The organism is Streptacidiphilus jeojiense (assembly GCF_000719095.1).
Lineage (GTDB): Bacteria > Actinomycetota > Actinomycetes > Streptomycetales > Streptomycetaceae > Streptacidiphilus > Streptacidiphilus jeojiensis.
In genome coordinates this window covers 1-18,660 of sequence record NZ_JOEH01000013.1, presented here as the reverse complement: position 1 = coordinate 18,660, position 18,660 = coordinate 1, and the positions used below count along the sequence as shown (strand labels likewise).

Below are 18,660 nucleotides of genomic sequence, written 5' to 3'. Positions count from 1 at the left end.
CCAGTCAGCCAGTCTCTCGCAAATGAAAGTACGCATAACCCGCAAGTGGCATGCCGACTTTCTCTCAGCTACCCACCGGTGCACCAGTGCCTTCCTCCCGGAGTCCTCGATGCGTTTTCGTCCCCTGGCCGTCTCCACCGTCCTGGCCCTGACCGGCGCCGGCCTCACCCTGGCCAGCCCTGCGGCCAACGCCGACAGCACCACCCTGTACGTCAACCCCTCAGCCACGACTGGCTGCTCCGACACCGGTCCGGCCACCGCCGCAGACCCGCTGTGCACCATCCAGGCCGCCGCCGACCAGGTCCTGCCCGGACAGACCGTGCAGATCGCCCCGATGATGTACACCGGCGCGGTCACCCTGACCCACTCGGGCACGCCCGACGCGCCCATCACCTTCACCACTGCACCTACCACGAGCCTCCCAGCGGAGCTGGAACCGAGCACCGGCCCGGCCCTGACCATCACTGGCGCGCACGACATCGTCATCAACGGGAAGTTCGATCTCCTCAACTCCGGGACCGCACTGGCAATCACCGACTCCAACCGGATCACCGTCCAGAACGGCATGCTGGGTTCGCCAGGCACGGGGTACAGCACCGCACCGGACATCGTCCTGTCCGGCAACACCAGCCAGGTCACACTGACCCGTGACCTGATCTCCCAGGCCAGTTTCCATCAGGTCAGCATCGGAGCGGGCGTCAGCGGCACCGTGCTGTCCGACGACGTCATCAACGCCACCCTCGGCGGCTCGGCGGTGACCGCCACCGATGCGCCGGGCACCGTCCTGGTCAACGACACCGTCCTGGACCGATGCACCGACACCGTCCACCTGGCCGGTGCCTCCACCGGATCCACCCTGGCGAACAACATCATCACCATGGTCAGCTCGGAGACCACCACCTCCTCCTACTGCCCACCCACCACCGACACCGCCCAGATCAGCGTGGACGCCGCCGCCACTACCGGCACCACACTGGACTACAACGTGGTCCACCCCGCCGCTGGCGTGTCCCCGTACGAATGGGCGGACACCGCCTACACCGACCCCGCATCCTTGAACACCGTCACCGGCCAGGGCGCCCACGACCTGGACGCCGACCCCCTGCTCACCACCTACGCCCCCTCTGAGGGCTCCCCCGCCATCGACTCCGCAGACGCCACCGCCACCGACGCGCCCGCACTCGACTACCGCGGCGATGCCAGAGTGGACGACCCTCTGGTGGCCAACACCGGTACCGGAGACGGCACCATGGATCGCGGTGCATGGGAGTACCCCGACCCCATTACCTTCACCAGCTTCGCGCTGACCCCGGGGCAGGGCCCGTACCCGCTGAACGTGACTGCGACCGCCACCGTGCACAACCCCTGGGGCTTTGCGGTTTCGTACACCTTCGACTTCGGCGACGGCAGCACTCCTGTCACCACCGACAGCTCCACCGCCACCCACACTTACACCACCGCCACCCCCAAGGGCGGCGACATCATCAAGGTGACCGCAACCTCCGACGGCCGAACCATCGCCAGCTTCTACGCCAGCCCCACCGTCACCGCCCCGACCCCGTTCACCCCGAAGTTGACGCTGACCCGCACCCCCGCCACCCCGCTTGCCGTCACCGCGGACACCACCGGCTCCACCGACGCCTGGCAGATCACCGACACCCGCATCGACTTCGGCGACGGCACCCCCGTCACCGACTCCACGACCCTCGGCCAGACCAGCCACACCTACACGACCCCGGGCCGCTACACCGTCACCGCCACCGAGACCGACTACACCGGCGCCACGCTCACCACCACCCAACCGGTGACCGTCGGCAGCTCCTACGTCCCCGCCGGACCGGTGCGCATCCTGGACACCCGCAACGGCACCGGCGCCACCAAGGCCATCGTTCCGGCCGGCGGCACCCTGAACCTCAAGGTCACCGGCGCCCACGGCGTCCCCGCCACCGGCGTCACCGCCGTGGTACTCAACCTGACCGCGACCGCGCCCCGTCGCCGCCGACGGCACCATCGCCCTCACCGCCAGCCCCGGCGCAGCCGTCCACCTCATCGCCGACCTCCAGGGCTACTACACCACCAACACCAACTCGGCCGGCGCCAGCTATGCCAGCATGATCCAGGATCGGCTGTTGGACACCCGGCAGAGCAACACCGTCCACACCGGCCCGCTCAGCGCCGGACAGACCATCACCCTTCCGGTCGACGGCGACCAGCCCACCACCTACGCGGCGCTGCGCGTCACCGCCACCGCACCCACCACCGGCGGCTACCTGACCGTCTACTCGGGCGACGCCGCCCGACCGACCATCTCCACCGTCAACTTCGCCGCCGGGCAGACCGTCTCCAACCTCGTCATCGTCCCGGTCGCCTCCGACGGCAGCATCAAGGTCTACAACAGCACCGGCAAGACCCAGGTCCTGGTCGACCTCGTCGGATCCTTCACCGATGCCACCATCCCCAGCTACGCGATGGGCAATCCCTTCACCCCCACCACCCCCACCCGCATCCTCGACACCCGCAACGGCACCGGTGTCGCGGCCGGCGTCCTGGGTACCAACAAGCGGCTCGACCTCAAGGTCTCCGGCACCGGCACCGTCCCCGCAGGGGCCACCGCTGTCCTGGTCAACCTCACCGCCACCGGGGCCAGCGCCGGGGGCTACCTCACCACCTACGCCCTGGGCACCCCCCTGCACACCAACTCGACCCTCAACTTCACCGCCGGCGAGACCGTCCCCACCCTCGCCCTGATCCCCGTCAGCGCCAGCGGGTACATCAGCATCTACAACTACACCGGCACCACCAACGTGGTCGCCGACCTGGAGGGCTACTACGCCCCCTGACCGACCGTCATCCGCTACCCCTCCTTCCAGCAGATCAGCACCGTGGTGGCGACGGTCCTGGCCGCCGACGCGCGCGGCCGGACCGGCTTGCCGAAGGTGGGCGGGAGCGCGCTGACGTCCACGGTGAGCACGGTGGCGTCCTTGCGGAGCACCACCGTCCCGTCCGGCTCGGCGAAGGCCGCGTCGCCCAGGCCGGTGAGCGGGGTGGCGCCGGGGGCCGCCTGCCTCAGGCCGTCGAACCAGGCCCGGGTGGCGGCGCCGTCCGGCAGGTCCTTGACCGAGAGCAGCATGGAGCCGTCGCGGTAGACGTAGCGGCAGGAGTAGAGCCGGTCCTTCCAGGTGGGGCTGACCGGTTCGGTAGTGTCGGTACCGAGGGCGCCCGAGATGTCCTCCTGGGCCTCGGTCGCGCAGACGATCCTGGCTGCGGAGGAGGGTCCCGCCACGGCCGAAGCCGAGGGCGTCGCGGATGTGGCGGGGCGCGCCGAAGCGCACCCCGCCACGGTGAGCAACAGCAGGGCGGCCCCCACCAGGTGGCCCGTTCGTCGGTTCATGCCGGTTCCTCCCAGTGGGGGCACAACTACTGTCGGTTCGTCAGGAAGGGAGCATGTACTGGTCGTTCAGTACCGCGCCCTTCTGCGGCTGGTTCTGGTCGTAGCCGCGGTCGTCGCACTGCAGTCCGCCGACGATGCAGTGGGTGACCATCGCGGCCAGGGTCGCGGTGTCCCATCCGTTGTAGAAGTCGTAGTGGAAGGAGAATCCGCGACCGCTGGACAGGTGCACCTGCGACATGTCGCCGTTCACCGGGAAGGCCATCTTGAACTCGATCATCGGCACGGCGACCGGGTGGTCGGCCGGGCAGACGCCGTTGATCGGGTAGGCCATGTGGCTCTTGTGGTCCGGGGTGTCCAGGTGGATCCCGTCCCAGCAACTGGGAGCCTGGTAGCGGATATCCAGCTCGCTGCCGGCCGGGCAGCTCGGCGGGATGTCGATGTTCCCGTAGCTGTTGCCGCACTCCCAGCCGGAGACCCAGCCGGGGTCGGTGGAGAACTGGGTGGCGGTCGCAGCCGGGCTGCCGACCAGGAAGCGCAGCCCGGTCGGGAACGGCCGGACGCTGGTGTAGTCGATCACTCCTGACTTGTAGTAGATGGTCTGGGTGCCGACCGGCAGGACCTGGGTCGTCCCGTTGAGCAGGGTCGGCATCCAGTAGCCGGACTTGTCACCGGGCGCCATGCAGGTGGTGCCGCCGGCCTGCAGCGAGGCCTCGGTGGTGGCCGCATTGGTGCTGGTGTTGCCCATGAAGGTGTGCAGGTGCGAGGCGCCGGGCTGCCCGGGGAAGACGATCGGGTCGTCCGGGAGCACGTGGTTGGCACTGCACTGCGCCTGGAACTCGTGGAAGTACGCGTTCGGCGGCACATAGGTGGACGGGGTGACCCCGGTGACCGGCGGGTCAGCGAGGACGTAGCCGGTGCCGCTGAGCGTCACCGAGCCGTACACCTTGAACTCGTAGAGCGAGTAGCCGTACTGGGTGCCGCGCGCGGTGGCCAGCATCCTGATGTAGCGTCCGGTCCCGCTGACGTTCAGCACCTGGTTGCCGCCGGTGCTGGTGGTCGTCGAGTAGATCGACGTCCAGGTGCTGGCGTCCGGCGAGGTCTGGATCTGGTAGGCGCTGGCGTACGCCGCCTCCCAGTCCAGTTCGACCTGGTTGACGGTGGCGGTGCCGCCCAGGTCGATCTGGATCCACTGCGGGTCGCTCCAGGCGCTGGCCCAGCGGGTGGTCGGGTCGCCGTCGACGACCGCGCCGGCCGGGAAGTTGGCGCTCTCCAGCGACGAGGCGACGACCGGACGCGACTGCGAGATCAGCGTCCCGGTGGCCGCGCTGGCCCCGGCCATCGAGGCGCCGAGGCCGATCAGCGACAGCAGCAGCGCGAGCACGACGGGCAGCGCCGTCCTGCGCGGCGGCAGCCGCCTGGACCCGGAGCGGGTCCGGTGACGGACTTTCATGAAGACCTCCTGGTGGGTGGGTTGGTATCGCAGCCGCAGCGCCTGCCTCAGGCGTAGACGCCGAACTCGTACAGCGAGTAGCCGTAGGCGCTGCCGCGCTGGGTGAGGTTCAGCCGCACGTAGCGGCCCGACCCGGAGACGTCGAAGTCGTCGACGCCGCCGGTGCCCGTGGTGGTGGAGTAGACCGTGGTCCAGTTGGTGCCGTCGTTGGACACCTGGACCTGGTACGCCTTGCCGTACGCGGCCTCCCAGCCGAGTTGGACGTGGTGGATCGCCGTGGTCTGGCCGAGGTCCACCTGCAGCCACTCGGCGTCGTCCCAGTTGCTGGCCCAACGGGTGGTCCAGTCACCGTCGGTGGCCTGGCCGGGGGTGAAGTTGCCGTTGGCGGTCTGGAAGGAGGAGGCCGTGGTGGGCTTGCCCTTGGCCACGTCGGTCCCGCTCACCGGCGGCGCGACCACCTTGAACGAGCGGGTCTCCACCCCGACGTTGCCGTGGCCGTCGTAGGCGTAGACGTAGACCTTCCAGACGCCCAGGGTCTTCGGCGCGGTGGCGGTGAACTGCCCGTTGCCGGTCTGGGTGAAGGTCACCTGCTGCAGCCCGGTGCCGCCGTCCACGTACTTGCTGGTGTACATCAGGTTGTAGCGGATCAGGTCGCCGTCCGGGTCGGTGGCGTTGGCGTTGACGGTGAAGGTGCCGCCGGACGGCACCGCGGTGGTGTTGCTCAGCGTCATGCTGCTGATCACCGGCGGGGTGTTCTGCTGCGGGGTGCCGCCGTAGTCCTTGGCCACCGCGTAGTAGGCCAGCCGCTTCCAGGCCTCCGGGATCAGGTTGAACCAGATGCCGCCGAAGTCGTTCTCCTGGCCGTAGTTGAACAGGGTCCCGCCGAAGGAGACCCCGGTGTGGCCGGAGATGCAGTTCCAGGCGCTGGTGTAGCCGTCCCGCATCTGCACGTCGGTGGGCTGGGTGGGCACGCCGTTGGCGTCGTTGGGGACCTCCCACTCCCCGGAGTCGCCGGACTCGGTGACGATGTAGGGCTTGGTGTAACCGCCGTTGACCCAGTCGGTCTTGACGCTGCACACCGCGCCGTAGGAGTTGACGGCGTAGAGGTCCAGGTCCGGGGTGTACTGCTTGTAGTACGGCCAGGCGCCGGTGTAGGCGTCGGTCGAGGTCACCGGGTGGTTGGGGTCGGCCGCGTGGATGGCCTGGACGATCTGCTCCACGTACTGGGCGTAGGCGATCCGCTGCTGCTCGACCGCGGCGCCGGTGTAGTGGTCCTGGGTGGTCAGGATCACCTCGTTGCCGACGTCCCACATCAGCACCGCCGGGTCGTTCTTGTAGGCGTTGACCCAGGCCACGATGGAGTTGAGGGTGCTGGTCTTGTACGCGGTGTCATTGACGTAGTCGGCGCCCTGATTCAGCCAGAAGCCGTTGATCACCTTGACCCCGTACGCTGCGGCCGCGTCCAGCAGCGGCTGGGTGGTGCCGTCGGTGCCCCAGGTGCGGACGGTGTTGACGCCCAGTGACTTCAGGTCCCGCATATGGGCGGCGGCGGTGTCCGTGGACGGGCCCCAGGTGACGCCCTTGACCTGGTACGGCGCCCCGTTGACACTGAGCTGCCAGTTCCCCTGCGAGCCGGTGACGTGGACGTTGCTGGCGCCGGTCGGCACCGCCGGGTCGGTCAGCGGGGTGGGCGGGGTGCCGGTGGTGGTGGACACCGTGACCGCGCCGATGCTCAGCGTGCCGCCGGAACTGGTGGCGCTGCTGGGCGAGGTGCAGCCGCAGACCGCGTTGGGGTAGGAGCCGCCGATGGCCAGGTCGGCGACCAGGTAGAAGCCGTGGTCCACGGCCGCCTGCCAGGTGGCGACGCCGACCTGGGACTCGTTGACCTGCCACACCTGCTGGTTGTCCAGGTAGTAGCGGATCTGCTCGTCCGACTGGGTGCGGTCGATGATCTCGGTGTAGGTGTGGTACCCGGTCTGGCAGTTGGTGCAGCTGGCCAGTCCGCTGGTCATGCCGTTGTACTCGTTGCAGTTGCCGTTGGGCGCGGTCCCGCAGTGCAGCGTCGCCGAGAGCTGGCTGCGGCCGTTGACGTCCTCCAGGATGTCGCTCTCGCCCATCTGCGGCCAGGTGGTCATGTCGCTGCGGTACTGGGCGCCGACCGCCTTGAAGGCGGGCCAGTAGCCCAGCCCGTTGGCCGGGTTGGGCTGCTTGACGGAGGCGGAGATCATCAGCTGGCCGCCGGCGGGCGCGGCGAAGTCGCTGCGCTGGGTCTCCACCCGGCCCGAGGTCCAGTTGCCGCTGCCGTCCCTGACCGCGGTGAGGTTGAGGTGGCCGCTGCCGTCGACCGCGACGTTGGCGGCGCTGTTGGTGTCCGTCTCGACCTCGCCGGTGCCCCAGTTGGCCGAGCCGTTCTGGTACTGGGTGCCGGTGTCGGTGATCCAGTTGGCCGAGGAGGGCGCGCTGCCGGAGCCGCCGGCGAAGTTGTCGCTCCAGACGGTGGTCCAGTTGCCGGGCGGGGTGGTCCCGGTGGCGGTCGGCGTGGGCGTCGGGGTCGGCGTGGGCGTGGCGGTCGGCGTCGGGGTCGCCGAGGAGGCCAGGCCGTACACCTGGAACTCCCACAGCGAGTAGCCGTAGCCGTTCTCCCGCACCGTCCCGTACATCCGGACGTAGCGGCCGGTGCCGCTGACGTTCAGGGTCTCGGTGCCGCCGGCACCGGTGGTGGTGGAGTAGATGCTGGTCCAGTTGCTGCCGTCGTTCGAGACCTGGATCTGGTACGCGGTCGCGTAGTTCTCCCAGTTCAGGACGACCTTGTCGATGCTGTAGCTGCTGCCGAGGTCGACCTGCAGCCACTGCGGGTCGCTCCAGGCGCTGGCCCAGCGGGTGCCGGTGTTGCCGTCCACGGCGTTGGCCGCGGCCAGCCCGGCGCCGGTGGTCTCGGTGGACGACGAGGTGGCCGGCTTGCCCTGGGAGAGCAGGGTGTCGGCCGCACGGGCCGTGATCGGCCCAGCGACCAGGGCGTAGAAGAACAGCGAGAGCGCGACGACGGCCAGCGCCGCCGTTCTCAGCACGGTGCGCGCGGAACCTAGGGGTGGGGCTCCCATGAGGACTCCTGACAGGGGGCGGGTCTGAGGTTCGGAGAGCGCTCACCCAGAGAGCGCTCTCCCATCGGGCGATGGTTGCGCTCTTGTTTCACGGTCGTCAAGAGTTTTGTCAGAAGAGGGTGTTCCGGTACTGAGCGGCCGTCATAACTGGCTGCATTAGCAGACATTCAGGACACGGCAACCGTGTCACAGCCCTTGACGGACCGCACCGGAATACGGAATCTTGAGCCGGATGGAGAGCGCTCTCCATTCCCTTGGAGGACGCTCCGGGCGGGGGTGCCTCCCCGCCCGGAGCGGAGGGCGGGCCCTCCGACCAGCGGTTCCACCCAGCCACTCAGCCGGACTGCCGCACCACCAGCACCGGGTCGAACACCGCCGACCTCGGCCCGTCCGCCCGCCCCTCGATCCGGTCCAGCAGCAGCCGCGCCATCTCCGCCGCCATTTCCTCCACCGGCTGCCGCACCGTGGTCAGCGCCGGGCGGCTGGCCACCGCTGCGCTGCTGTCGTCGAAGCCGACCACCCGGACGTCCTCAGGAACCCGCCGCCCGTGCTCGCGCAGGATGTGCAGCGCCCCCTGCGCCATCAGGTCGTTGGCGGCGAACACCCCGTCCAGGTCCGGCCGTTCCAGCAGCAGCCGCTGCATCGCGGCCTCCCCGCTGGCCTGGGTGAAGTTCCCCTCGGCCGTCGGCACCAGCGGCTCGCCGTGCCGGGCCATCGCCTCCAGGAAGCCGTCCTGGCGCTCCCGCGCCGCCCGGATGTCCAGCGGCCCGGAGATCACCGCCACCCGCCGGCAGCCCTGGCCGACCAGCCGGTCGGCGGCCAGCCGAGCGCCCTCCTGGTGCGCCAGGTCCACGAAGCCGATCGGGACCGGCCGGGCCGGCCGGGCGAAGAGCACCGCGGGCAGGCCGGCCGCCACCAGCTGCTCCGGCAGCGGGTCGTCGGCGTGGGTGGAGACCACCAGCGCCCCGTCCGCGCTGCGCTGCCGCAGATAGGCGATGACCTCCGCCCTGGCCTCCTCGGTCTCGGCCAGCATCAGCACCGGGTGCATCCCGCGCGGCCGCAGGAAGCCCATCACCCCGTTGACCACCCGGCTGAAGAAGGGGTCGGTGAAGAACCGGGTGCGGAACTCCTCCTCCTGCCCCTCCCCCGCGCCGGAGGCCACCAGCGCCACCGATCCGCTCCGCCGGGTGATCAGCGAGCGGGCCGCGCCGTTGGGCACGTAGCCCACCGCGGCGACGGCCTGACGCACCGTCTCCTGGATCGCGGGGTCGACATTGCGGGTGCGGTTGACCACCCTGGAGACCGTGGCCCGGGAGACACCGGCCACCCTGGCCACGTCCTCCAGAGTCGGAGCGGTTCCGGCGGCGGCGCTGCGGGGCTCGTCCATGCCGTGTTTATAACAGAACCGGAGAGCGCTCTCCACCCCCTTCCGGCAACCGCCGGGTTCCACCGGAGGCATCACTGAGCCTAACTCACTATTAGCCGGAATAAAGATGAGCTATGCTCCGTTGGACGGGAGGAAGCAAGCCCGTCCTCCCTACTTCCCGGAGCCGCCCATGCGCACCCCAGGTCCCGACTGGACTCCACCCGCCCGCAAGCCGGGCGCCCCCAAAGCACCCGTGCAGCTGCGCCGCATCCTGCGCCTGTTCCGCCCCTACCGCGGGAAGCTGATCGCCGTCGGCGCGTTCGTCGGCCTCTCCTCGCTGGTCTCGGTGGCCTCGCCGTTCCTGCTGCGCGCCGTCCTCGACACCGCCATCCCGCAGGGCCGCACCGGCCTGCTGAGCCTGCTGGCCCTCGGCATGATCGCGGTCGCGGTCGCCAACTCCGTCTTCAACGTGCTGCAGACCTACCTCAGCACCAGCGTCGGCCAGCGGGTCATGCACGACCTGCGCACCAGCGTCTACGCCCATCTGCAGCGGATGCCGCTGGCCTTCTTCACCCGCACCCGCACCGGCGAGGTGCAGTCCCGGATCGCCAATGACATCGGCGGCATGCAGTCCACCGTGACCAGCACCGCGACCGCGCTGGTCTCCAGCCTCACCACGGTGGTCGCCACCGTGGTCGCCATGGTGGCCCTGGACTGGAAGCTCACCATCGTCTCGCTGCTGCTGCTCCCGCTGTTCGTCTGGATCAGCCGGCGGGTCGGCAACGAGCGCCGCAAGATCGCCACCGAGCGGCAGAAGCAGCTCGCGGCGATCTCCTCGATCATGCAGGAGTCGCTGTCCGTCAGCGGCATCCTGCTCGGCCGCACTATGGGCCGCTCCCGCGGCCTCAGCGACGAGTTCGCCCGCGAGTCCGACGCCCTGGCCGACCTGGAGGTCCGCGCCGACATGGCGGGCCGCTGGCGGCAGTCCACCATCCAGATCGTGATGGCCGCGATGCCCGCGGTGATCTACTGGGCGGCCGGCCTGACCAGCGGCTCCGGCCACACCACCGCGGTGTCCATCGGCACCCTGGTCGCCTTCACCTCGCTGCAGCAGAGCCTGTTCCGGCCCACCGTGCAGCTGCTCCAGGTCGGCGTCGCGGTGCAGGTCTCGCTGGCGCTGTTCCAGCGGATCTTCGAGTACCTGGACCTGGTCCCGGACATCACCGAACGCCCCGACCCGGTCACCCGCAGCTCGGGCGCCGGCGAGGTCCGCTTCGACCACGTGGGCTTCAGCTACGAGCCCGGCAGCGGGACCCGACCCACCCTGGACGACATCGAGCTCACCGTCCCGGCCGGCACCAGCCTGGCCGTCGTCGGCGAGACCGGCTCAGGCAAGACCACCCTCAGCTACCTGGTCCCCCGGCTCTACGACGTGACCTCGGGCCGGGTGCTGATCGACGGCACCGACGTGCGCGACCTCAGCTTCGCCTCGCTGGCCGAGACCGTCGGCGTGGTCTCCCAGGAGACCTACCTGTTCCACGCCTCGGTCGCGGACAACCTGCGCTTCGCCAAGCCCGACGCCACCGACGAGGAGCTGTACGAGGCGGCCCGCGCGGCCCAGATCCACGACCACATCGCCTCGCTGCCGGACGGCTACGAGACGATGGTCGGCGAGCGCGGCTACCGCTTCTCCGGCGGCGAGAAGCAGCGGCTGGCCATCGCCCGCACCATCCTGCGCGACCCGCCGGTACTGGTCCTGGACGAGGCCACCAGCGCCCTGGACACCCAGACCGAGCAGGCCGTCCAGCAGGCGCTGGACACCCTCTCGGCCGGCCGCACCACCATCACCATCGCCCACCGGCTGTCCACGGTCCGCGACGCCGACCAGATCGTGGTCCTGGACGAGGGCCGGATTGCCGAGCACGGCACCCACGACGAGCTGCTCGCCCTGGGCGGCCACTACGCGGCCCTGGTCTCCCGGGACAGCACCCTGGAGCCGGCGGCGTGACCGGAGCGGGCCGCCCGACCCCGGCCGGTTTCTCCGGAAGGGTCTGCCGGCCTCAGGAGGTCAGCGTGAACGTACCGCTGCCGCCGTTGGCAAGGCAGAAACCGCTGTCCGTGACAGCTTCGGCGTTGAGCGAGTAGGTGCCCTTCGCCGAGTAGCGGTGGGTGGCGATCGTGATGGGGGCGGAACTGCCGGGGAAGTCGGATGACGTGGTGGAGCCGTCGCCCCAGGTGATGGTGGCCGTGTAGGTGCAGCCGCCCGGCTCCTGCGCCTGCACCTGGACCGTCGGGTTGTTGCTGCTGCACGTGGTCGCCCCCGGCGTCAGCACGCACTCGGCCCCCATCGTCTTCGTCGGCGAGGCTGCGGCCGTGGTGGTTGCGGCGGTCGCCTTCGCGGTGGTGGCGGTCACCGACGCGGGCTGGGTGGCGGCCTTGGTGGAACCCTTCGAGCCGGAACCGCTGCTGCCACCGCTCCCTGCGGTGCCACCGCCCGTGCTGGACCCGGAGGAGGTCGGCGCCGCCGACGAGGAGGCGCCCGCGGCGGCGGATGCGGTGCTGGAAGCGGACCCGCCTGCGGAGGCCGAGGCCGTGGAGCCGACAGTGGCCGGGGCCGAGGACGATGAGCCCGGTCCCGAGGCGGTCGGCGCGCCGCCCGCGGTCTGGGCCTGGGTGACCTGCGGCAGGAGCTCCACGGTGAGGACGGCTGCGGCGGCCACGACCACTGGGAGCACGAACAGCAGCAGGCGCCTGGAGCGGCGGCGACGCCGGACCGAGGTGGGCTGTTCCTCCGGCGCGGCCCCCGGCCCGGCGTTCGACCCGGAATTCGATCCGGAATTCGGCAGGGTCGGGGACGGCACGGGAAGGACGTGCCGATCCGGTGGTGTGGCGGCGAAGGCTGCCCGCTGGGCCAGCAGCTCCACGACCGGCTGCGGCCAACCCGGGGCGGGTGAGGCGACCTTGCCGTCCGCGAGGCGGTGCAGCCGCTCCGCGGTGGGGCGTGCCTGCGGGTTCTTGTCCAGACAGGCAGCGACGGTCTCGGCCAGTTCGGGGTCCACCGCGTGCACTGCCGCGAGGTCCGGCTCGCCGTGCACGATCTGGTAGAGCAGCCCCACTCCGGAGCCGTCCCCGAACGGCGGCCGCCCGGTGGCGGCGTAGGCAATCAGCGAGCCCAGCGCGAAGACATCGGTCGCGCCGGTCAACTTCCCGGTCGCGTTGGCCTGTTCCGGGGACATGTAGGCGGGCGTGCCGACCGCCACACCGCTCTGGGTGAGCCGGCTCTGGTCAGCGGCCCGGGCGATGCCGAAGTCGATCAGGCTGACACCGTCCGGGGTCAGCATCACATTGGACGGCTTGAGGTCCCGGTGCACCATGTCCAGCGCGTGCACCATCCGCAGTCCTGCCGCCGCCCCGCGCAGCAGCAGCCACAAGGCGTCGATCGGCAGCGCACCGCCGTTCAGGGCCAGTGCCTGGGTCAGGGTGATGCCGGGTATGTAGGCGGTGGCGAACCACGGCGGCCGGGCCTCCCGGTCGCCGGCCAGCAGCGGCGCACTGGCCGCGGCCGGCAGCCGGGCGAGATTGTCCAGCTCGTGGCCGAAGTGCCGCCGGAAGTTCTCGTCCTCGGCGAGGTGCGGCAGCACCTGCTTGACCGCCGCGTACCGGCCGTCGACCACGCCCAGGTAGACCCGGCCCATACCGCCGGACCCCAGTCTGCCGAGCAGTGGAATCGTCCCGACAGCAGCCGGATCGTCCGTCTCCAGCGGCTCGGCCCCGCTGCCGGCGAGATCGAGCCGGCTCCCCCTGTTCCCCGTCACAGCCCGACACCCTACGACACCGAACTGAGGATCACTCACAGCGGGCCGCGAAGCGCCGACTTGGCGTGCCCCCTGCCCGGCGCCGGGCTGCGGCGCGATACTCCGGTTCATGACATCGACTCAGGAGTCGTCCCCGGTTCGCCTGTTGATCGTCGGCGCGGGCTCGCGCGGCAGCGGCTACGCCCGCTACGCCGTCGGTACCGGCCGTGCCGTGGTCACTGGCTTCGCCGATCCCGATCCGCGCCGGGCCGGCGAGGCCGCCCGCGAGCACCCGGCAGCGGCGGCCTTCGCCGACTGGCGCGACCTGGCCGCCGCCGGCGTCGGGGCGGACGCGGTGGTCATCGCCACCCAGGACGCCGACCACGTGGAACCCGCCCTCGCCTTCGCCGCCGCCGGCCTGCACATCCTGCTGGAGAAGCCGATGGCCACCAACGAGGCCGACGCCCGTAGGATCGTCGAGGCGGTGCGGCAGGCGGACGTGCTGCTGGCGGTCTGCCATGTGCTGCGCTACACCGCCTACACCGCCGGGGTGCGGGCCATCGTCCAGTCGGGCCTGCTGGGCGAGATCGTCTCCGTGCAGCACCTGGAGCCGGTCGGCTGGTGGCACCAGGCGCACTCGTTCGTCCGCGGCAACTGGCGCCGCGAGGACCGGGCCACGCCGATGCTGCTGGCCAAGTCGGGGCACGACCTGGACTGGCTGTCGTTCATCGTCGGCCGCCGGGTGCACAAGGTCTCCTCGTTCGGCGGGCTGCGGCACTTCCGCCCGGAGCACCGGCCGGAGGGCGCCGCCGACAACTGCCTCGACTGCCCGGTCGAGCCGCAGTGCCCGTACTCCGCGCCCCGGCTCTACCTCCGGGTCCTGGCCGAGAGCCTCGCCGACGGCGAGGAGGGCCGGCTGCACTGGCCGCTGTCGGTGGTCACCGCGGAGCGGACTCCGGACGGCGTGCTCCAGGCGCTCCGCGAGGGCCCGTACGGGCGCTGCGTCTACGGCTGTGACAACGACGTGGTGGACCACCAGGTGGTGAACCTGGAGTACGAGGGCGGCACCACCGCCTCCTTCACCATGACCGCGTTCACCGCGATGGGGCCGCGCCGCACCCGGATCTTCGGCACCCACGGCCAGTTGGAGGGCGACGGCACCACCGCCACCGTCACCGACTTCCGCACCGGCGCCGGCACCGTCCACTCCTTCGAGACCGACCCCGACAGCGCCGCCGGCGGCCACGGCGACGCCGACGACCGCCTGGTCGACGCCTTCCTCGCCGCGGTGAGCAGCGGCGACCGCACCCTGATCCACTCCGACCCGGAGACCAGCCTGGAGGCGCACCTGACCGCCTGGGCGGCCGAGCGCGCCCGTCACAACAGCACCGTGGAATACCCCTGGGGGGTATAGTCGTTCGTCAGGACGCAGACACCCTGACGCGACTACTCACCCCGGACGGCGCGAGATGAACGACCTCTGGCACGCCCTCACCCATGCACTCTCCATCACCGGAGCCATGACCTGGGAGATCACCTGGGCCCTGATCCTGGGATTCACCCTCTCGGCCGTCGTCCAGGCGGTGGTCCGCAAGTCCACCGTCGTCCGCCTGCTCGGCGACGACCGTCCGCGCACGCTGGCCGTCGCCTCGCTGCTCGGCGCCGCCTCGTCCTCCTGCTCCTACGCCGCGGTGGCGCTGGCCCGCTCACTGTTCCGCAAGGGCGCGAACTTCACCGCGGCGATGGCCTTCGAGATCGCCTCGACCAATCTGGTGGTCGAACTGGGCGTGATCCTGGCCCTGCTGATGGGGTGGCAGTTCACCGCGGCCGAGTTCGTCGGCGGCCCGATCATGATCGTCGTCCTCGCCGTCCTGTTCCGGCTGTTCCTGCGGGACAAGCTGCTCCGCGAGGCCCGCGAGCAGGCCGACCACGGCCGGGCCGGCTCGATGGAGGGCCACGCCGCGATGGACATGTCCGTCGGCGGCGAGGGGTCCTTCGCCCGGCGGCTGCTCTCCCGCGAGGGCTGGACCTCGGTCGCGCACGTCTTCGTCATGGAATGGGCGGCGATCCTGCGCGACCTGGTGGTCGGCCTGCTGGTCGCCGGGGCGATCGCCGCCTGGGTCCCGGACAGCTTCTGGCGCACCTTCTTCTTCGACGGCCACCCGCTCGCCGCGAAGCTCTGGGGCCCGGTCGTCGGCCCGCTGGTCGCGGTCTTCTCCTTCGTCTGCTCCATCGGCAACGTCCCGCTGGCGGTGGTGCTGTGGAAGGGCGGCATCAGCTTCGGCGGCGTGGTCGCCTTCATCTTCGCCGACCTGCTGATCCTGCCGATCCTGAACATCTACCGGAAGTACTACGGCCTGCGGATGACCGCGCTCCTGGCCGCCACCTTCTACGCCGCGATGGTCCTGGCCGGCTACCTGGTCGAGTTCGCCTTCGGCGGCCTGGGCCTGATCCCCGACCAGTCCCGGGCCAGGATCCCCATGGACGGCGTCAGCTGGAACTACACCACCTGGCTCAACATCGCCTTCCTGCTCCTCGCCGCCGCCCTGCTCTACCGCTTCGCCCGCACCGGCGGCCGCCAGATGCTCCGCATGATGGGCGGCGCCCCGGAATCCCCCGACAGCGCCGGCCACGACCACACCGCCATGGACCACCACCACATGTGAGCAGGCGTCAGTTACCGTGCCGGCCCGCGTAGTAGAGCAGCATCGCGAAGCCGGCGAACACGTGCAGGCCGATGACGTAGATGAAGACGCGGATGCCGACCCGGCGCTCGGTCCGGGTGCTGCCGTCCTCGACGGGGTACTGGGTGGTGGCCATGGTGGTCGATCCCTTCGGTTCGGTTCAGTGGATGCGGTTCAGTGGATGCAGAGGTCGGCGGTCGGCGACTGCAGCAGGGTGTGGACGAAGAGCAGCTCGACTCCGGGCTGCTCCTCGGCGACCAGGCGGTGCGGTCGCATGGAGTCGAAGTGGGCGGAGTCCCCGGGGGCGAGGAGGTGCTGCTCGCGGTCGAGGGTGAGCAGCAGCCGTCCCTCCAGGACGTACAGCCACTCCTCGCCCGGGTGGACCCGGACCACCGCGTCCTGCACCAGTACCGGGATGTGCACCCGCAGGGCCTGCATCGCACGCCCCGGCACCCCGGCCGGGCGGTAGGTCCAGCCCCCGGCCACGGTGGGCTCGCCCTCCCCCGCCCTCAGCACCGGTGCCCTGACCAGCGGCGACACCTCGCTCTGCTCCCCCAGCAGGACTTCGACGGGGACGCCGTACGCTCGGGAGAGGCCCAGCAGCACCGGTAGCGAGGGCTGGCGCTTGGAGGTCTCCAGCCGGGAGAGGTGCGCGGGCGACAGCCCGACCCGTGCGGCCGCCGCCTCCAGCGTCAGCCGACTGCGCAGCCGCCGCTCCCGCAACCGGGCCCCGAGCCCGGGCACCTCACCGGTGATGTCCATGGCACCAGCGTCACACCGGATGCGAGGCGTGGGCAAGCATCTTGCCTCTGAGGCAAAAGGCGGTGTCCAAGCGACCGCGGAGCCCTGGCCGTACGGCTGCACGACGGGCATGATGTCCGCCGTGAAGGCCTGGATACTCGCTCGCCCCTGGTGGCAGGAACTGCTGATTCTCTGGCTGTTGTACAGCGTCGCGGTCCTGGGCGCCTCCGCCGTTGCCGACATCGCGCTCGGGTGGACGGACCTGCTGCCGGGCGACCCTTACGCGTTCCTGATCTGCACCCTTGCGTGGGCCGCAGCCTTCACCGTGTTCATGCGCCGACAGCGGCGTCGCAGCTCGGCCCTGAGTTCGGAGGCGCAACGATGACCCGCACCGCTGCTCGCCGCTGGGAATTTCTCGGGCTGGCTTCCGTCACCGGCCTGGCTCTCAACAGCCTCCTGGCCTTCATGACCGACGGGTGGCGTACCGGGGTGGCCGACCTCGTACTCGTCGAGGGGATCGCTGTGGCCCTGGTTCTGCACCATCTGCGGAGTCGCCGCTCACGGACGAACTATGCCGCGGCCTGCAGTACTCGCAACGACAACGACACTACGGTTGCGCCATGAACGTCATCATCTTCGGCGCCTCCGGCATGGTCGGCCAGGGCGTGCTGCGCGAGTGCCTGTTGGACGAGCGGGTCGGGCGGGTGCTGGTGATCGGCCGTACCGGCACCGGGGTCGAGCACGCCAAGCTGCGGGAGCTGGTGCAGGCGGACACCGCCGACCTGTCCGCGGTCGCCGACGAACTGGCGGAGTACGACGCCTGCTTCTTCTGTCTGGGCGTCTCCGCGGCGGGCATGAGCGAGGACGCCTACCGGGCGATCACCTACGACCTCACCCTCGCCGTGGCCCGCCCGCTCGCCGAGGCCAACCACGGGCTGGTGTTCTGCTACGTCTCCGGCGCCGGGACGGACAGCTCCGAGCAGGGGCGGGCGATGTGGGCGCGGGTCAAGGGCCGTACCGAGAACGAGCTGCTCAGGCTGCCGTTCCGGGCCCACATGTTCCGTCCCGGGTTCATCCAGCCGCTACACGGCGCGGTGTCCAAGACGCGTTTCTACCGCATCGCCTACACCGTGCTGGGCCCGGTCCTCCCGCTGATCCGCCGCCTGGCGCCCAACCACGTCACCAGCACCGAGCAGCTGGCCCGGGCCATGCTGGCGGTGGCCACCGCCGGCCCCGTCGACCCGGCCGACACCCCGCACGTCCTCGACCCGGCCGCCATCAACCGGCTCGCGGCGCAGCACCCGGCCTAGGAGGCAGCCCTCGCCCGCCGCACCGCCCTACCGGCGTGCGAAGATCGACGGAGGTTGACGTCAGAGCGCGTGGGAGTGATGAGCGGCATGGGCGATGTGATCCTGGTCCGGCACGGCGCGACCGACTGGAGCGAGGCCGGGCGGCACACCAGCTACACCGACCGGCCGCTGACCCCCAACGGCGAGCGGCAGGCCCGCGCGCTGGCGGGGATGCTGGCCGAGCACCCGATCGCGGTGACGCTGTGCAGCCCGATGCTCCGGGCCCGGAGCACGGCGAAGCTGGCCGGTCTGGAGAACCCCCGCATCGTCGAGGACATGCACGAGTGGGACTACGGCGGCTACGAGGGCATCACCACCGCCGAGATCCACCGGACCCGCCCGGACTGGGACCTCTGGACGGACGGTGTGCCGCCGGGCCCGGAGGGCCACCCGGGTGAGTCGCCCGAGGAGATCGGCGCCCGCACCGACCGGGTCCTCGCACTGGTCGACAAGGAGCTCCGGGCGGCCGACGGCGGGGACGTCGTCCTGGTCGCCCACGCCCACTTCCTGCGCGTGGTGACCGCCCGTTACCTGGGGCTGCCGCCCGCCGACGGCTCGCTCTTCATGCTGGCCACCGGCACGATCAGCCGGCTCGGCGTCGAGCACGGCAAGCACGCCATGGCCGCCTGGAACGAGCGCCCGCGCGGCTGAGTCCACGCGCCGCGCCCTCCGCCGCACACCCGCGCCGCACCCGCCCCAAGGCCCCCCCCTCCCCCCGCCTCCCCCCCCCACCCGGACCCCCGCCCCCCGCCGCGCGGGCCCCAGCCCCCGCCTATTCTCCTAC

At 70.8% G+C, this 18,660-nt stretch carries 16 protein-coding genes and 1 pseudogene; 9 read left to right on the top strand and 8 right to left on the bottom strand.

Going from position 1 to position 18,660, the window contains the following annotated elements; all coding sequences use genetic code 11:
- Positions 1-675: 675 nt before the first annotated feature.
- A complete protein-coding gene (locus tag IF29_RS46905) occupies positions 676-897 on the bottom strand; it encodes a hypothetical protein (protein ID WP_030255953.1) in 222 nt (73 codons plus the stop codon).
- Between IF29_RS46905 and IF29_RS49020 the strand changes: the two are divergent.
- Together IF29_RS49020 and IF29_RS48530 are read left to right on the top strand one after the other, a co-directional pair.
- Positions 878-1,753 (top strand): annotated as a pseudogene (locus IF29_RS49020) (PKD domain-containing protein); the annotation flags it as partial. The gene IF29_RS46905 and the pseudogene IF29_RS49020 sit on opposite strands and share 20 nt — an antisense overlap.
- A 358-nt stretch (positions 1,754-2,111) precedes the next feature.
- Complete coding sequence (locus IF29_RS48530; RefSeq protein ID WP_157623812.1) at positions 2,112-2,840, top strand: hypothetical protein; 729 nt, start codon at positions 2,112-2,114, stop codon at positions 2,838-2,840.
- A gap of 14 nt (positions 2,841-2,854) precedes the next feature.
- On the opposite strand, the gene IF29_RS46095 is transcribed toward IF29_RS48530, so the two are convergent.
- From IF29_RS46095 to IF29_RS0118380, 4 genes are all read right to left on the bottom strand, one after another.
- The gene (locus IF29_RS46095; protein ID WP_030255946.1) at positions 2,855-3,391 is read right to left on the bottom strand and encodes a hypothetical protein; all 537 of its coding nucleotides are present in this window, start codon (positions 3,389-3,391) and stop codon (positions 2,855-2,857) included.
- Between the two features lie 40 nt (positions 3,392-3,431).
- Entirely contained in the window at positions 3,432-4,730 is a 1,299-nt protein-coding gene (locus tag IF29_RS0118390) for a DUF1996 domain-containing protein (protein WP_084714540.1), read from the bottom strand.
- A gap of 158 nt (positions 4,731-4,888) precedes the next feature.
- Entirely contained in the window at positions 4,889-7,942 is a 3,054-nt protein-coding gene (locus tag IF29_RS49015; protein WP_030255941.1) for a galactose-binding domain-containing protein, read from the bottom strand.
- Between the two features lie 334 nt (positions 7,943-8,276).
- Positions 8,277-9,329: a LacI family DNA-binding transcriptional regulator gene (locus IF29_RS0118380; RefSeq protein ID WP_030255938.1), complete on the bottom strand. Its 1,053-nt coding sequence runs from the start codon at positions 9,327-9,329 to the stop codon at positions 8,277-8,279.
- A gap of 169 nt (positions 9,330-9,498) precedes the next feature.
- On the opposite strand from IF29_RS0118380, the gene IF29_RS0118375 reads away from it, so the two are divergent.
- A complete protein-coding gene (locus IF29_RS0118375; protein ID WP_030255935.1) occupies positions 9,499-11,316 on the top strand; it encodes an ABC transporter ATP-binding protein in 1,818 nt (605 codons plus the stop codon).
- Between the two features lie 52 nt (positions 11,317-11,368).
- On the opposite strand, the gene IF29_RS0118370 is transcribed toward IF29_RS0118375, so the two are convergent.
- Entirely contained in the window at positions 11,369-13,123 is a 1,755-nt protein-coding gene (locus IF29_RS0118370; protein WP_157623811.1) for a protein kinase domain-containing protein, read from the bottom strand.
- A 109-nt stretch (positions 13,124-13,232) separates the two neighbouring features.
- On the opposite strand from IF29_RS0118370, the gene IF29_RS0118365 reads away from it, so the two are divergent.
- Entirely contained in the window at positions 13,233-14,516 is a 1,284-nt protein-coding gene (locus tag IF29_RS0118365) for a Gfo/Idh/MocA family protein (RefSeq protein WP_030255930.1), read from the top strand.
- A 55-nt stretch (positions 14,517-14,571) separates the two neighbouring features.
- Positions 14,572-15,768, top strand: a complete 1,197-nt coding sequence (locus IF29_RS0118360) for a permease (protein ID WP_030255927.1) — start codon at positions 14,572-14,574, stop codon at positions 15,766-15,768.
- 7 nt (positions 15,769-15,775) lie between these two features.
- Here the strand turns inward: IF29_RS0118360 and IF29_RS46895 are convergent, their stop codons facing one another.
- Positions 15,776-15,922 (bottom strand): DUF6126 family protein, encoded by a 147-nt coding sequence (locus IF29_RS46895; protein ID WP_198037493.1) that lies wholly within the window; start codon positions 15,920-15,922, stop codon positions 15,776-15,778.
- A 38-nt stretch (positions 15,923-15,960) separates the two neighbouring features.
- Entirely contained in the window at positions 15,961-16,548 is a 588-nt protein-coding gene (locus IF29_RS0118350) for a helix-turn-helix domain-containing protein (RefSeq protein WP_030255925.1), read from the bottom strand.
- Positions 16,549-16,576: 28 nt separating this feature from the next.
- Between IF29_RS0118350 and IF29_RS0118345 the strand changes: the two genes are divergently transcribed.
- The 4 genes from IF29_RS0118345 to IF29_RS0118330 all read left to right on the top strand — a co-directional run bounded on the left by IF29_RS0118345 (position 16,577) and on the right by IF29_RS0118330 (position 18,527).
- Positions 16,577-16,912: a hypothetical protein gene (locus tag IF29_RS0118345; protein WP_157623810.1), complete on the top strand. Its 336-nt coding sequence runs from the start codon at positions 16,577-16,579 to the stop codon at positions 16,910-16,912.
- Positions 16,909-17,151: a hypothetical protein gene (locus tag IF29_RS0118340; protein WP_030255920.1), complete on the top strand. Its 243-nt coding sequence runs from the start codon at positions 16,909-16,911 to the stop codon at positions 17,149-17,151. Before IF29_RS0118345 ends, IF29_RS0118340 begins: the two co-directional genes overlap by 4 nt.
- The gene (locus IF29_RS0118335) at positions 17,148-17,837 is read left to right on the top strand and encodes an NAD-dependent epimerase/dehydratase family protein (RefSeq protein ID WP_030255917.1); all 690 of its coding nucleotides are present in this window, start codon (positions 17,148-17,150) and stop codon (positions 17,835-17,837) included. Before IF29_RS0118340 ends, IF29_RS0118335 begins: the two co-directional genes overlap by 4 nt.
- A gap of 87 nt (positions 17,838-17,924) precedes the next feature.
- Positions 17,925-18,527, top strand: a complete 603-nt coding sequence (locus IF29_RS0118330; protein WP_030255913.1) for a histidine phosphatase family protein — start codon at positions 17,925-17,927, stop codon at positions 18,525-18,527.
- Positions 18,528-18,660 lie beyond the last annotated feature (133 nt).